The sequence below is a fragment of the Pantoea stewartii genome (assembly GCF_011044475.1).
Classification (GTDB): domain Bacteria; phylum Pseudomonadota; class Gammaproteobacteria; order Enterobacterales; family Enterobacteriaceae; genus Pantoea; species Pantoea stewartii.
The window spans coordinates 640,873-655,728 of the sequence record NZ_CP049115.1; the positions used below are offsets into that span (position 1 = coordinate 640,873).

A 14,856-nucleotide genomic window follows, 5' to 3' on the forward strand; every position below is an offset into this window, starting at 1 on the left:
TCATTAACAATCACTGTTATTAACAGGAGAATGTGTGTCCGAATCTTGCCCATGCTGTAGCGGCAAGCAGTATAGCCTATGTTGTCAGCCCTTTGTTAAAGGAACAGAAATTCCCTTATCAGCTGAACAACTTATGCGCTCCCGCTACTGCGCTTATGTCAAACAAGACGTCGATTACCTCGTCGCCACCTGGCATCCCGCCAGCCGCGTTCCGGCGCTGGCTGACTTAGTGACTGAAAGTTTCGCGGGTACTGAATGGCTCAGCCTGAACATCACACGTTGTGATGAGGGGCGCCACAAAGACGAATCTTTCGTCACTTTTTTTGCACGTTTTGCTGAAAACGGTGTTAATCGGGCGATGTACGAGCGTTCACGCTTTCTTCGCGAGGACAGTCGCTGGTACTATGTCGACGGAATGACGCCCGCCATCGGGCGCAACGATCGCTGTCCATGTGGCGCCGACAAAAAATACAAAAAATGTTGCGTTTAAGGCAGTTGCCTGCGTAACGGTTTTACCCTTAATGCTTTGACAGGACTCTGATTGAGATGCAAGCGCAAACCATGCAAAGAAAAGTTTTACGAACCATTTGTCCCGATGCAAAAGGTCTGATCGCCAAAATCACCAATATTTGTTACAAGCACGAACTGAATATCGTGCAAAACAATGAGTTTGTTGATCATCGCACCGGGCGTTTTTTCATGCGCACAGAGCTGGAAGGGATTTTTAACGACAATACTTTACTGGCCGATCTCGACAGTGCCCTTCCTCAGGGCTCGGTACGTGAACTGCACAGCGCAGGCCGTCGCCGCGTCGTTATTCTGGTCACCAAAGAAGCCCACTGCCTGGGCGACCTGCTGATGAAGAGCGCGTTTGGCGGGCTGGATATGGAAATAGCCGCCGTCATCGGTAACCATGAAACGCTGCGCTCGCTGGTCGAGCGTTTTGATATTCCGTTTGTGTTGGTCAGTCATGAAGGGCTTTCGCGGGAAGAGCATGATAATAAGATGGCGGACGAAATTGATCGTTACCAGCCAGATTATGTGGTGCTTGCCAAATATATGCGCGTGCTGACGCCGGGTTTCGTCCAACGCTACCCGAATCAGATCATCAATATTCATCACTCGTTCCTGCCTGCCTTTATCGGCGCACGCCCTTATCACCAGGCTTATGAACGCGGCGTTAAAATCATTGGTGCGACGGCGCACTACGTTAATGACAACCTGGATGAGGGTCCGATCATTATGCAGGACGTCATCAACGTCGATCACAGCTATACAGCAGAAGAGATGATGCGTGCCGGACGTGATGTAGAAAAGAATGTGCTGAGCCGCGCGTTAGATAAAGTGCTGGGTCAGCGTGTGTTTGTTTACGGCAACCGCACGATTATTCTTTAACCGCCACGGGCGCTGGACTGGCTGACATTCCAGCGCTACGCGTAAAAAGTGGGCAAACGGTTCGTGATTTGCCTGAGTCCGCTTTACAGTCTGAATCCATTTGGTATGATGCGCCCCGCTTCAGAGCACAACAATTCAGTCCCTGGTGGGATTCCCGAGCGGCCAAAGGGAGCAGACTGTAAATCTGCCGTCACAGACTTCGAAGGTTCGAATCCTTCTCCCACCACCATCTGAATCTGCTGCCTGAGCCTACAAATCATCCCCGGTGGGATTCCCGAGCGGCCAAAGGGAGCAGACTGTAAATCTGCCGTCACAGACTTCGAAGGTTCGAATCCTTCTCCCACCACCATCTCGCATTTAGCAACTTCATTCCGACATGCAACTCAGTCAGCCTGTTCTGCATGGAGAGGGATGAGAACCTTCGACCAGGGTTCGCGTCGGGCACCGCGAGACAACGCGCATTAGCGCGGCCCGTAGGGTGAGGCGCAACGCGCCGAATCATCCTTCTCCCACCACCATCTCGTATTTAGCAACTTCATTCCGACATGCAACTCAGTCAACCTGTTCTGCGAGGAAAGGGATAAGACCTTTGTTCAGCGTTCGCGTCGGGCACCGCGAGACAACGCGCATTAGCGCGGCCAGTAGGGTGAGGCGCAACGCGCCGAATCATCCTTCTCCCACCACTCTCTTCCCTTTAGCACGTCATGCCGTTATAAAACTGTTCTGCGCGGAGAAGGATAAGAGCCTTTGTTCAGCGTTCGTGGCGGGCATCGCCTGAGTAAACGCGTCTGGAAACCACTCTGATTTTCTGTTCCCGCTGACCGTGTGTCGTGCTCTCTCGCCCGTGCTGTCCACCACTCGCTGAAATTGCCCTGCTCTGTCATGACATTTCCGGCAAAAATCGCTACCATCCTGCCTATCATTCGCTGAAGGTTATCTCATGAAATTTATTTCATTCAATATTAACGGCTTGCGGGCACGTCCCCATCAACTCGAAGCACTGGTCGAGAAGCATCAGCCTGACGTCATTGGTCTGCAGGAAACGAAAGTCCATGATGATATGTTCCCGCTCGAGGATGTGGCTAAGCTGGGCTACAACGTGTTTTATCACGGTCAGAAAGGCCATTACGGTGTGGCACTGTTGACCAAGGTTCAGCCGGTCTCCGTGCGTCGGGGGTTTCCGGGCGATGGCGAGGATGCGCAGCGTCGCCTGATCATGGCTGAAATCCCCAGCCCGATTGGCGATATTACCGTGATAAATGGCTATTTTCCGCAGGGCGAGAGCCGCGACCACCCGACAAAGTTTCCGGCCAAAGAAAAATTTTACCGCGATCTGCAAAGCTATCTGAGCGAGAGTCTTACGGCGGATAAGCCCGTGCTGATCATGGGCGATATGAATATCAGCAGCACCGACCTGGATATTGGGATTGGCGAAGACAGCCGTAAACGCTGGCTGCGTACCGGTAAGTGTTCTTTCCTGCCCGAAGAGCGGGAATGGATGGACAGGCTGTTAAGCTGGGGGTTGGTCGATACCTGGCGTGCGCATAATCCCGATACCTGTGACCGTTTTTCCTGGTTCGATTACCGTTCTAAAGGGTTCGATGACAATCGCGGTCTGCGCATTGACCTGCTGCTGGCCAGCACCGGGCTGGCCTCGCACTGCATTGAGAGCGGTATCGACTACGATATTCGTGGCATGGAAAAACCCTCTGACCATGCCCCGGTCTGGTCAACCTTCCGCTTCTGATAGCGCTGACGCGTGGTGCGCCCGCCCACCACGCGTTTTCTATTTCACTATTTTCCAGATCAGGTTGTTCGTCCCCAGCGATTTTTCGTCACGCGCGCACTGTAACAGGACGCCTTCTGATTTCACGACTGCGCCCTCGGTATAATTACGGTTTTCGAAAATACAGCACTGCATACAGTTCTGCTGATTATTTTGTCCCTGAGTCCAGGCTTCCCGCGGCATATCAACAATCACATCCGTATTAGTTCCGCCTGTAGACGGATGATAATTCGCCTGGGCCGGCCCACAGACAATCAGTGCGGCCAGCATGAGCAGTGCAGTTTTACGCATTATTCGGTTTCCTTAGTTTTACGCCGTGCTTTGCGCTGCGGACGTTTTTGTCCGGTGGACGGTAACCCACGAAACGCCTGTCCCGGCGGTTGCTGCCGTGCCTGATGAATAAGCCCACTCAGCGTGTGCACCAGCGGTTGCATAAACTCATCATAACGGCAGGCCTTTTCACTAATCCGTGTCAGTGTCGATTCCCACTGGGCGGTCATGTCCGGCCGGGCTGCCAGATCCGGTAACGAATGGATCAACGCCTTACCCGTGTCGGTAGAATGAATATAGCGCCCTTTCTTCTGTAAAAATGATCGGCGGAACAATAATTCTATGATCCCCGCGCGCGTGGCTTCCGTTCCTAAACCATCGGTCGCACGAAGCACTTTCTTTAATTCTTTATCCTGAACAAAACGCGCGATACCGGTCATGGCTGACAGAAGCGTGGCATCCGTAAAATGGCGAGGTGGCTGCGTTTGCTTGGCCAGCACCTCGCCGTGCTCACACAGCAGGACGTCCCCTTCCGCCACGACCGGCAGCGGCATGCCGTCATTTTCTTCATCACGCTCTTTACTGCCCAGCAAAGCACGCCAGCCCGCCTCAGCCAGAAAGCGGGCCTTCGCCACGAATTTACCGCCCGCAATATCCAGTTCAATAGTGCATTTACGAAACATCGCATCCGGGCAGAACTGCATCAGATACTGACGCGCGATCAGGCCATAAACCTGCTGTTCATTGTCATTCAGCCTGACAGCACTGGCGCGTGCTGTGGGAATAATGGCATGGTGCGCATCCACTTTTTTGTCGTCCCAACAGCGGTTTTTACGATCGGCATCAAACTCCGCAGGCGACGTCAGATCGGGCTGGTGAACCTGAATGGCATTCAGCACTGCGTGACGACCAGCAAAATGCTCATCGGGCAAATAGCGACTGTCGGAACGGGGATAGGTAATCAGTTTGTGGGTTTCATACAACCGCTGACAGATATCCAGCACCGCCTGCGCGCTGAGACCAAAGCGTTTTGCCGCCTCAATCTGCAGTGCCGAGAGCGAAAACGGGAGTGGCGCAGTGTCGCTTTCGCGCTTATCACTGTATGCGGTGACACGCGCAGGCTGACCGGTAATGCGGGCAACCACATGCTCTGCCAGACTCCGCTTGAGTAAGCGCCCTTCTTCATCCTGCCAGGGCTCACAGGCTTCACTGGGGACCCAGTTGGCAACAAAGCGGATGTCATCTGGCGTCACGATATGCGCTTTAACTTCAAAATAGTCTTTCGGCACAAAGTTTTCGATCTCTTCGTCGCGGCGCACCACCAGCCCCAGCACGGGTGTTTGCACCCGCCCCACCGACAATACGCCATCGTAACCGGCATTACGGCCCATTAACGTCCAGGCGCGGGTCATGTTGATGCCATACAGCCAGTCCGCCCGGGCGCGAGCCAGGGCGGAAACACACAGGGGGATAAACTCACGGTTTTCACGCAGGCGACTGACTGCGCGTTCGACCGCCTGAGGATTGAGATCGTTGATCAGGCAGCGCTGCACCTTACTGCGTTTCTCGGCGGGCAGTTGCAGGTAATCCAGCACTTCGTCCACTAACAGTTGCCCTTCCCGATCCGGGTCACCGGCGTGAACCACTTCGTCCGCCTGCGCCAGCAACCCCTCAACCACTTTAAGCTGCTTAGCGACAGAGGGCCGCGGCTGCAGGCGCCACTTTTCAGGAATAATGGGCAGATCGGCCAGTGACCAGCGTGCATAACGGCCGTCATAAGCATCGGGCTGCGCCTGCTCAAGTAAATGCCCTACGCACCAGGTGACGACCTGATCATTGCCACAGGCAATGAATCCCTCACCGCGGCGGTGCGGTTTAGGTAACACATCGGCAATGGCCCGTCCGAGGCTGGGTTTCTCTGCTATAAACAAACGCATTAAATCGGGTAATCCTTAACGTCAGCGAACAACAATGATGGCAGCGCCTGCCCCGTGCACGACGACAGTGCAGGATCACGGCCTGGCGCCATCGGATGCAGGCAGCCGGTTTCCCCGGACACAGCACGCGGCGCTGCCAGTGAAGACAGCGCTATAGTAGCCTGGCGGCACGCTGCTGATAAGCGTGCCGGATTTGCGAGGAAACGCTTCGCTCATTACGTGCGCAGTTTACCGCGCATCGCGCGGTTCAGACAGGTTCAGAAATAGCGGACAAAGGGTGCCGTGTCGGGATGAACCACGGTGGTGCTGGACTTAAGCTGCGGCGTGCCCAGATAGAGGAAGCCCACAATCGCGTCCTGCTCACGGCAGCCGAACGCCTCACGCACCTGCGGATCGTCGGTCCAGACGCCGCTCCGCCAGATGCCATTAAAGCCCTGAGCGACAGCAGCCATCTGCATCGCCATCACGGCACAGCTGGCAGAGGCGATTTGTTCCCAGTGCGGCACCTTGTGATTGATCTCGCAGTGCGCCACGACGGTGATGATCATGGGCGCACGGAACGGCGCCTGACTGGCTTTATTGATGGCTTTCTCATCCATCTGGTTGTCCCGCGCCGCTTTTTCCAGTAGCTGACTCAGGCGATCGCGGCCTTCATTTTCAACAATAATAAATCGCCAGGGTTGCAGGCCGCCGTGATCGGGTGCGCGCATGCCCGCGCGCAGGATGTTATCCAGCGCTTCACCGCTGGGGGCCGGTTCCGCCAGACGCGAGGCCGAACGACGATTAACCAGTAATTCTAGTGCGTCCATGTTTTTCTCCTGACAGTAAAAGCACGGGTAATCCTGGCACAAGTGGATTTTTTGTAACAGTCCAGGGTGATTTCCTGCTGACTTTTGTTTCGCTGCTCTTTAGGATGAGGTCGTTAACGGAGACCTGGCCCGCCTGGTGGCTATTTCCGGCTATATCAAAATGGAGAATGTGATGCGCACACTGTGGCGAATAATTGCGGGTCTGTTCCGCTGGACCTGGCGAGTGTTGAATTTTATCAGGGAATGTATTCTCAACCTGTTTCTGGTTTTCTTAATTATTGTCTGTGTTGGGATCTGGCTTCAGATCAGCGGCTCAGGCAGCCGTTCCTCCGCCCCGGTACAGCAAGGTGCGCTAAAAGTGGATTTGACCGGTGTGCTGGTCGACAAACCCTCCGTCAGCAACCGTCTGAGCAAAATTGGTCGTCAGTTATTAGGCACCAGTAGCGATCGTCTGCAGGAAAACTCCCTGTTTGATGTAGTGGATGCTATTCGTCAGGCCAAAGGTGACAGCAATATTAAAGGTCTGGTTTTAGACCTGCGTGATTTTGCTGGCGGCGATCAGCCTTCTCTGCAATATGTAGGTAAAGCGTTACGCGAGTTCCGCGACAGCGGTAAGCCTGTTTACGCCTTAGGCGACAGCTATAGCCAGGCGCAGTACTACCTTGCCAGCTATGCGACGAAAATCTATCTGTCGCCACAGGGCACCGTTGATTTGCACGGCTTTGCCACCAACGGTCTCTACTACAAAACGTTGCTCGACAAGCTGAAAGTCAATTCACACGTTTTCCGCGTGGGCACCTATAAATCAGCCGTTGAGCCCTTCCTGCGTGACGATATGTCGCCAGCGGCGCGTGACGCAGATAGCCGCTGGATTGGCCAGCTCTGGCAAAATTACCTGAATACCGTGTCTGCTAACCGCCAGATTACGCCTGAGCAGCTGTTCCCTGGCGCTGCCGCTATTATCGCAGGTCTGCAGGCTGTTAAGGGCGATACCGGAAAATATGCGCTGGATAACAAACTGGTCGATGTGCTGGGCTCACGCGCTGACGCGGACCAGGCGCTTATCCAGGCATTTGGCTTCGATAAGCAAAACAACGATTACCGTAACGTCAGCATTTATGATTACAACGTTAAACAGGATGCCAGCCAGCAAAAAGGCAACATTGCCGTGATTCTTGCCAGCGGTGCCATCATTGATGGTGATGAAACACCGGGTAATGTGGGCGGCGATACGACAGCGGCGCAGATCCGCGATGCGCGACTGGATCCCAAAATCAAGGCCATTATTTTGCGGGTGAACAGCCCGGGCGGCAGCGTTACGGCGTCCGAAGCGATTCGTTCGGAACTGGCCGCAGCGAAAGCGGCAGGCAAACCGATTGTGGTCTCCATGGGCGGTATGGCAGCCTCGGGCGGCTACTGGATCTCGACGCCAGCCAGCTACATTATTGCCAGCCCCAGCACGCTGACCGGCTCTATCGGCATCTTTGGCGTGATTAACACGCTGGAGAACAGCCTGGCCTCGATTGGTGTGCATACCGATGGCGTCGCGACCTCACCCCTGGCAGACGTCGCAAGCACCAAAGCGCTGCCTGAGGAAGTGCAGCAACTGATGCAGTTGACCATTGAAAACGGCTACCACAACTTCGTGGGACTGGTGGCGACATCGCGCCATAAAACACCGGAACAGATCGATGCCATCGCGCAGGGGCACGTCTGGACGGGCAGCGATGCCAAAGCCAATGGTCTGGTCGATGCGCTGGGCGATTTTGACGATGCGGTGAAAAAAGCGGCTGAGCTGGCGAAGGTTTCCCAGCCAGAGCTTGACTGGTATCAGGAAGATCCCGGCTTCCTTGACGTGATGCTGAATCAGATGAACGCGTCTGTTCAGGCCGTACTGCCTGACACGATGAAAGCCTGGCTGCCTGCGCCCATGTACGATGTGATGAGCGCGATGAAGAATCAGCCCGGCCTGTTTGACAATCTGAACGATCCGCAAAACCGCTATGCCTTCTGCCTGAACTGCGGCGAAGTGCGATAAACCTCTCAGCCCGACTGCTTGTCGGGCTGCTTTTCCCTGCTGTTCCCCTTATACTGCCCGTTTTACGGCAAGTCTGAGTTTACCTATGCAAAAGAAAAATATTTACGTTGCCTACACGGGCGGTACCATCGGTATGCAACGTTCTGCTCAAGGTTATATTCCGGTTTCTGGTCATCTGCAGCAGGAACTGGCGAAGATGCCTGAGTTCCATCGCCCGGAAATGCCTGACTTCACGATTCATGAGTATCAGCCTCTGATTGACTCTTCTGACATGACCCCGCAGGACTGGCAGTCAATCGCCGAAGATATCCGGCTGAACTATGATCGCTATGATGGTTTTGTCATTCTGCACGGCACGGATACCATGGCATTTACCGCCTCTGCCCTGTCGTTTATGCTCGAAAATCTGGCTAAGCCGGTCATCGTTACGGGCTCACAGATTCCGTTAGCCGAACTGCGTTCCGATGGCCAACAAAACCTGCTTAATTCCCTTTACGTCGCTGCGAATTATCCCATCAACGAGGTGACGCTGTTTTTCAACAACACACTCTATCGCGGTAACCGTACCACTAAAGCGCACGCGGACGGTTTCAACGCCTTTGCGTCGCCCAACCTGTCAGCCTTGCTGGAAGCCGGGATTCATATCCGTCGTCTTAATACGCCGCCTGCACCTCAGGGCAAAGGCGAACTGATTGTTCATACCATTACCCCGCAACCTATTGGCGTGGTGACAATTTATCCGGGCATCTCTGCAGATGTCGTGCGTAACTTTTTACGTCAGCCGGTTAAGGCGCTGATTTTACGCTCGTACGGTGTCGGTAACGCGCCGCAAAACGCCGAGTTTCTGTCTGAACTTCAGCAGGCCAGCGAACGCGGCATTGTGGTCGTCAACCTGACCCAGTGTATTTCTGGCAAGGTCAATATGGGTGGCTACGCCACCGGGAATGCTCTGGAGCACGCTGGCGTCATCAGCGGCTTTGATCTGACGGTTGAAGCGGCGCTGACGAAACTTCACTATCTGTTGAGCCAGGATCTGTCCAGCGATCAGATCCGCGCCAAAATGCAGCAGAACCTGCGTGGCGAACTGACAGACGACTAAGATGGAGTCAACGGCAATGAAACGGGCATTAATCATTATCGACATCCAGAACGACTTCTGCCCCGGCGGCCCAATGGCCGTCAAAGAAGGCGATCATACGGTCGAGGTTGCTAACCGCTACGCCCGTGCTTTTCATGAGAATGGTGAGTGCGTCGTAGCCCTGCAGGACTGGCATCCAGCCGATCACGGTAGTTTTGCTTCCGTATCCGGCGAACCTGTCTATACCCTCGGTGAACTCAACGGCCTGCCACAGATCTGGTGGCCGGATCATGGCGTGCAGCATTCTGCGGGGGCTGATTTTCATCCCGGACTTGATCGCAGCCTGTTCGATGCGGTTTTCCATAAAGGGCAAGATCAGGACGTAGACAGCTACAGCGCCTTTTTTGACAACGGACACCGACGCAAGACAGAACTGGACAGTTGGTTACGCGCACGCGATATCACGCATCTGGTCATGCTGGGCCTGGCGACGGATTACTGCGTGAAGTACAGCGTGCTGGATGCACTTGAACTGGGTTATCAGGTCGAGGTCGTGGCGGCAGGCTGCCGTGGCGTTAATCTCAACCCAGAAGACAGCGACATCGCGCTGGCGCAGATGGCGGCTCAGGGCGCCGTCATTATCTGAAAAAGGGCTGGCTATACGCCAGCCCTTTTTGCTCTTCCATACCATGCGCGCCTGCGCGTGGCTGACTGGCGACTTACCGCGCCATTAATGCAGATGAATGCGCGTGACGTCCGGTTCGATACCAAACTCTTCTTTTAACTGCTTTTTCGATTTGGTCACCATTTCGCCATTTTTGCCGATGGTCATATGCTGTGGCGCATCATTATTGCGCGCCTGCCACATCATAACCAACTGCAGGCTGTTATCACGCTGTTGCTGCGTCAGCGCCACTCCATCCGGCCATTTTCCGGTTTCAACGGCCGTCATCAGGCGTTCATAAATTTCGGGTGTCATAGCATCAAGCATGGCTTCAAGTTGCTGTTTCATGGTTAGCCCTTAATCTCGTCGCCTTGTGGACTGGTGAAGTTCAGCGAGGCTGAGTTCACACAGTAACGCTCACCGGTCGGCTGCGGCCCATCAGGGAAAACATGGCCGAGATGAGAATCACAGTTGCCGCAACGGATTTCAATACGCTGCATACCGTGCGAGTTATCTTCCAGATAACGAATAGCCTCATCGCTGACGGGCTCATAAAAACTCGGCCAGCCACAGCCTGAATCGTATTTCGTCTCTGAAAGAAACAAGGGCGCGTTGCACACCAGGCAGTGATAAATCCCTTCCTGCTTGTTATGCAGCAGCGCACCGCTGTACGGCGGCTCCGTGCCACGCTGTTGCGTGACATAGCGCTGCATCTCAGTTAACTGGGCGATTTTTGCGTCGGGTGCGGTTTCTTTAGGCATTTGAGCAATTCCGGGATGTCATTCTGAAAAAATCGACTAGTATTCTAACAAATGATCAACATTAGTCGGGTCTTTTTTTGTGCTCTGCCCTTCGGTCCGTATCTTACAAGGTGGATTTGTGATTTTGATCACCTTTTCTCTGGCATATCCCTATATATTCGGCGAAGGTTTCAACAGAGCACGATGTTCGCGGAAGCGCGCAAGCGGTTGCGCGTCAAATAATTCCTGTTCGGTGGATTGACCTGTCGCAACAATTGACACGATTCCGCTTGACGCCTGGTAAGGTTTTTGTAATTTTACAGCCAACCTTTTATTCACTAACAACTAGCTGGTGGAATATATGACTATCAAAGTAGGTATCAACGGTTTTGGCCGTATCGGTCGCATCGTTTTCCGTGCTGCTCAACAGCGCTCTGACATCGAAATCGTTGCTATCAACGACCTGCTGGACGCTGACTACATGGCGTACATGCTGAAGTACGACTCTACTCACGGCCGTTTTGACGGCACCGTTGAAGTACAGGACGGCGCTCTGGTTGTTAACGGTAAGAAAATCCGTGTTACCGCTGAGAAAGATCCGGCTAACCTGAAGTGGGGCGAAGTGGGCGTTGACGTCGTTGCTGAAGCAACCGGTATCTTCCTGACCGACGAAACCGCACGTAAGCACATCACTGCTGGCGCGAAAAAAGTGGTTCTGACCGGTCCATCTAAAGATGACACCCCAATGTTTGTTCGTGGTGCTAACTTCGACAAATACCAGGGCCAGGACATCGTTTCTAACGCCTCTTGTACCACTAACTGCCTGGCCCCGCTGGCAAAAGTCATCAACGATAAATTTGGTATCGTTGAAGGCCTGATGACCACCGTACACGCCACTACCGCAACGCAGAAAACCGTTGATGGCCCGTCTCACAAAGACTGGCGCGGTGGTCGTGGTGCATCACAGAACATCATCCCGTCTTCTACCGGCGCCGCTAAAGCGGTAGGTAAAGTGCTGCCAGAACTGAACGGCAAACTGACCGGTATGGCATTCCGCGTACCTACGCCTAACGTTTCTGTTGTTGACCTGACCGTTCGTCTGGAAAAAGCTGCGTCTTACAAAGAAATTTGTGCCGCTATCAAAGCCGCGGCTGAAGGCGAGATGAAAGACGTGCTGGGCTACGTTGAAGATGACGTGGTTTCTACCGACTTCAACGGCGAAGTCCTGACCTCAGTATTCGATGCCAAAGCCGGTATCGCGCTGAACGACAACTTCGTTAAACTGGTTTCCTGGTACGATAACGAAACCGGTTATTCAAACAAAGTTCTCGACCTGATTGCGCTGGTTGCTGCTAAATAAGGCAGCCAGACACGAGACAATAAGGGTGACTTCGGTCACCCTTTTTTTGATCCCTTCACTATGGAGTCAGGCATGCAAGACAAACTCTTTTCCCTTCCCGTGGTTAAACAAATCACGCCTTATCTGTCGCAACGTCAGGTGGGTGAACTCCCGGTTATGATTGTCAGCCATCCGCGTGTACGGGCGGCCGTGACCTTACAGGGCGCGCATCTGATTGCCTGGCAACCGAGCGGTGAGAAGCCCGTCATCTGGCTGAGCGACAAGAGCCCTTTCCTGCCTGGTAAGGCGATTCGCGGCGGTGTACCGATTTGCTGGCCCTGGTTTGGACCGGCAGGAGAGCCTGCCCATGGCTTTGCCCGAAATCAGTCATGGACGCTCTCTGCGCATGATGAAAACGAAGACGGCGTGCTGCTGACATTTGTGCTGGAAAGTACCCCACAAACGCTGAAGCTGTGGCCGCATGACTTTACCCTTATTGCCCGCTTCCGTCTGGGCCAGCATTGCGAAATTGAGCTGGAAGCCTACGGTGATTATGAATCGACAGCCGCGCTACACAGCTATTTTAACGTGGCGGACAGTGCGAGCGTTGAGGTCACCGGACTGGGTGAACATTACATCGACAAGGTCAAAGATAACCAGCCGGGTCAGAGCGAGGGTAAACAGCGCTTTACCGAGCGCGTGGATCGTATCTTCACTGCGCCAAAAGACTGTTCAGTTATCAACGATCTGGCTGGAAAACGGCAAATTGAAGTGTACCACCATCACCATAGTGACGTTGTCACGTGGAATCCCGGTGTGGCGCTGTCGTGTAGTATGGCGGACATGCCAAATGAGGGTTATAAAACGATGGTGTGTGTTGAAACCGCGCGCATTAGTAAACCGTTGCGCAGTGCAGGCGACAAGCCTGCCCGACTGGCGACGACAATACGTTTGAAAAATAAGGCCTGAGGCGCGTTCAGACCACATCCAGCGGCAGTTTGTGTTGTGGCGGCGGAAAAACCCTGTCGAGTCTGAGACAGTCCTCCTCGCTCAGGGTAATGTCCAGCGCAGCCGCATTTTCACGAACATGTACCAGTGAACTGGCTTTAGGGATGGCAAGGACATCGCCATCCCGAATCGCCCAGGCCAGCAGAAGCTGTGCCACGGTGATGCCTTTTTGGCGGGCAATTGCGTTCAGAGCGGGGTCGGTAAACAGCTGACTGCGTAACCGACCGGCCTGTGCCAGGGGACAATACGCCATGACGGGCATCGCGCGCTGGCGACAGAGCGGTAGCAAATCGTATTCAATACCGCGGGAACCCAGATGATAAAGCACCTGATTGGTGGCACAATTTTCGCCACCCGTTTCGGCCCACAGGGCGTCCATGTCCTCGCTGTCGAAGTTTGAAACACCCCACGCACGAATTTTGCCCTGCTGCTGCAAGGTCTGCATCGCGCTGATGGTTTCGTCGAGTGGCACACTGCCGCGCCAGTGCAAAAGATATAAATCAATTCGATCCGTTTGCAGACGACGCAGGCTGGCCTCGCAGGCGGCGATGGCATCCTGTTTTCCGGCATTCCATGGATAAACTTTCGATACCAGCAGGGCCTCATCACGCCGTCCCTTCAGGGCATCGCCTACCACTTCTTCGGCGCCACCCTCTGCATACATTTCAGCGGTATCCACCAGCCGCAAACCGGCATCCAGCCCTGCCTGAAGCGCACTGATTTCCTGTTGCCGGCTGGCGGGATCCTCCCCCATATACCAGGTGCCAAGACCGATTGCCGGAATCTGACGCTGACCTGCAATATCGATATATTTTGTCATCGGGTTCTCCTGCACTGAATGGGGGCATATGCACCCTGAGAGCGCACAGCCTGCACTCCCAGGGTGCACCGCATCAGAAGGTATAGCTGACGCCTGTCCAGACCGTAAACTGTCCGCTTTTATCAACCATCGGACTGTCTTTGATTTCGCTGGCAAAGCGGGTGTAACGCCCTGAAAGACTGGCATTCCACTGCGGGGTAATGCTGTAGCTGGCGTTCATTTCCACATAAGGCGACCAGCTGTCATCCGGATGATAACGACGAATTCCGGTCCGATCGCTTTCGTTACCCGATACGCCATAGTAGTAGCGGTTTTGATTCGCGCTGTTCCACAATGCACCAATTCCCGGCGTAAAGGTAAAGTCGCCAAAGCTGAAACGGTAAAGATAGGTCAAATCCCAGACGATACCGTTGCTGTTGTTAAGCACATCGCCTAACAATGAGGTCCGTATGATGCCCCAGTCATCCGTATGCCGGTAAGTCACCCCGCCCATCAACGTCATTCGGCGCTTATCCAGCCCCTTCATATCCCCCAGATCGTTGTCATCCGGGTCGTATTGCTGCGGCGAACCCAACAGCGACAGAGAGAGCTGATCCTGTGGGTCTTTCCACACGTAATAGCCACCCTGCAGCGTGTTAAACCAGAATTTTTCCCCTTCGTAATTGATGATGGGAACAGGCAAATAGCGGTCCTGTCCACCACGATAAGGTGACTGCGCATAAATCACTGATGCACCGAGCGATAAGGGTGCGGCTTGTACTGACTGGCCCAGAAAATAACAAGGGATAAGTGCAATAAGCACGTTAAGTTTGAATTGGTTCACAATTTATTCATTCCATAAATATAACAATCACACATAGAGTCTAACGCTTTTTACAGACTGAATTAACCTTATATCAAAATCATCTACCGCGTTTGCCGCAGAATGTGGCATAACCGGGTTGAAGGCATCACAGAACGGGGGTTAACTGA

15 protein-coding genes, 2 tRNA genes and 2 other RNA genes are annotated in these 14,856 nt (G+C 53.9%); 12 read left to right on the top strand and 7 right to left on the bottom strand.

From position 1 onward, the window contains the following. Positions 1-34: 34 nt before the first annotated feature. From G5574_RS02915 to xthA, 7 genes are all read left to right on the top strand, one after another. Entirely contained in the window at positions 35-490 is a 456-nt protein-coding gene (locus tag G5574_RS02915) for a YchJ family protein (protein ID WP_164482008.1), read from the top strand. Positions 491-546: 56 nt separating this feature from the next. Next, positions 547-1,395 carry a formyltetrahydrofolate deformylase gene (gene purU / locus G5574_RS02920; RefSeq protein WP_006119405.1) on the top strand — a complete coding sequence of 283 codons (849 nt, stop codon included), beginning with the start codon at positions 547-549 and terminating at the stop codon, positions 1,393-1,395. 144 nt (positions 1,396-1,539) lie between these two features. Beyond that, positions 1,540-1,624: transfer RNA gene (locus tag G5574_RS02925), tRNA-Tyr, on the top strand. A 35-nt stretch (positions 1,625-1,659) separates the two neighbouring features. Beyond that, a tRNA-Tyr gene (locus tag G5574_RS02930) sits at positions 1,660-1,744 on the top strand. Positions 1,745-1,785: 41 nt separating this feature from the next. Then, a non-coding RNA gene (locus G5574_RS02935) (RtT sRNA) lies at positions 1,786-1,913 on the top strand. Positions 1,914-1,954: 41 nt separating this feature from the next. Further along, a non-coding RNA gene (locus G5574_RS02940) (RtT sRNA) lies at positions 1,955-2,081 on the top strand. A gap of 254 nt (positions 2,082-2,335) precedes the next feature. After that, a complete protein-coding gene (xthA, locus tag G5574_RS02945; RefSeq protein ID WP_054633684.1) occupies positions 2,336-3,142 on the top strand; it encodes an exodeoxyribonuclease III in 807 nt (268 codons plus the stop codon). A 39-nt stretch (positions 3,143-3,181) separates the two neighbouring features. Here the strand turns inward: xthA and G5574_RS02950 are convergent, their stop codons facing one another. The 3 genes from G5574_RS02950 to G5574_RS02960 all read right to left on the bottom strand — a co-directional run bounded on the left by G5574_RS02950 (position 3,182) and on the right by G5574_RS02960 (position 6,197). Then, a complete protein-coding gene (locus G5574_RS02950; protein ID WP_006119407.1) occupies positions 3,182-3,472 on the bottom strand; it encodes a YnjH family protein in 291 nt (96 codons plus the stop codon). Continuing rightward, entirely contained in the window at positions 3,472-5,388 is a 1,917-nt protein-coding gene (locus G5574_RS02955; RefSeq protein ID WP_164482009.1) for a DNA topoisomerase III, read from the bottom strand. Before G5574_RS02955 ends, G5574_RS02950 begins: the two co-directional genes overlap by 1 nt. A gap of 257 nt (positions 5,389-5,645) precedes the next feature. After that, positions 5,646-6,197: an NAD(P)H nitroreductase gene (locus G5574_RS02960; protein ID WP_164482010.1), complete on the bottom strand. Its 552-nt coding sequence runs from the start codon at positions 6,195-6,197 to the stop codon at positions 5,646-5,648. A gap of 172 nt (positions 6,198-6,369) precedes the next feature. On the opposite strand from G5574_RS02960, the gene sppA reads away from it, so the two are divergent. The 3 genes from sppA (at position 6,370) to pncA (ending at position 9,959) form a co-directional block, all read left to right on the top strand. Next, on the top strand, positions 6,370-8,235 hold the full coding sequence (gene sppA / locus G5574_RS02965; RefSeq protein WP_164482011.1) for a signal peptide peptidase SppA: 1,866 nt from the start codon (positions 6,370-6,372) through the stop codon (positions 8,233-8,235). A gap of 85 nt (positions 8,236-8,320) precedes the next feature. Further along, positions 8,321-9,334: an asparaginase gene (gene ansA / locus G5574_RS02970; protein ID WP_033741878.1), complete on the top strand. Its 1,014-nt coding sequence runs from the start codon at positions 8,321-8,323 to the stop codon at positions 9,332-9,334. 16 nt (positions 9,335-9,350) lie between these two features. Beyond that, a complete protein-coding gene (pncA, locus tag G5574_RS02975) occupies positions 9,351-9,959 on the top strand; it encodes a bifunctional nicotinamidase/pyrazinamidase (protein ID WP_006119415.1) in 609 nt (202 codons plus the stop codon). Positions 9,960-10,043: 84 nt separating this feature from the next. On the opposite strand, the gene G5574_RS02980 is transcribed toward pncA, so the two are convergent. Together G5574_RS02980 and msrB are read right to left on the bottom strand one after the other, a co-directional pair. Next, entirely contained in the window at positions 10,044-10,325 is a 282-nt protein-coding gene (locus G5574_RS02980; RefSeq protein WP_006119416.1) for a YeaC family protein, read from the bottom strand. Positions 10,326-10,327: 2 nt separating this feature from the next. Then, positions 10,328-10,738: a peptide-methionine (R)-S-oxide reductase MsrB gene (msrB, locus tag G5574_RS02985; protein ID WP_006119417.1), complete on the bottom strand. Its 411-nt coding sequence runs from the start codon at positions 10,736-10,738 to the stop codon at positions 10,328-10,330. A gap of 340 nt (positions 10,739-11,078) precedes the next feature. Here msrB and gapA point away from each other — a divergent pair, with 340 nt between their 5' ends. Together gapA and G5574_RS02995 are read left to right on the top strand one after the other, a co-directional pair. Then, positions 11,079-12,077: a glyceraldehyde-3-phosphate dehydrogenase gene (gapA, locus tag G5574_RS02990; RefSeq protein WP_006119418.1), complete on the top strand. Its 999-nt coding sequence runs from the start codon at positions 11,079-11,081 to the stop codon at positions 12,075-12,077. A gap of 72 nt (positions 12,078-12,149) precedes the next feature. After that, the gene (locus G5574_RS02995) at positions 12,150-13,025 is read left to right on the top strand and encodes a D-hexose-6-phosphate mutarotase (protein WP_164482012.1); all 876 of its coding nucleotides are present in this window, start codon (positions 12,150-12,152) and stop codon (positions 13,023-13,025) included. Between the two features lie 7 nt (positions 13,026-13,032). Here G5574_RS02995 and G5574_RS03000 read toward each other — a convergent pair whose 3' ends face one another. Continuing rightward, positions 13,033-13,884, bottom strand: a complete 852-nt coding sequence (locus G5574_RS03000; protein WP_164482013.1) for an aldo/keto reductase — start codon at positions 13,882-13,884, stop codon at positions 13,033-13,035. Positions 13,885-13,957: 73 nt separating this feature from the next. Continuing rightward, a complete protein-coding gene (locus G5574_RS03005; RefSeq protein WP_006119421.1) occupies positions 13,958-14,707 on the bottom strand; it encodes a MipA/OmpV family protein in 750 nt (249 codons plus the stop codon). Between the last annotated feature and the right edge of the window lie 149 nt (positions 14,708-14,856).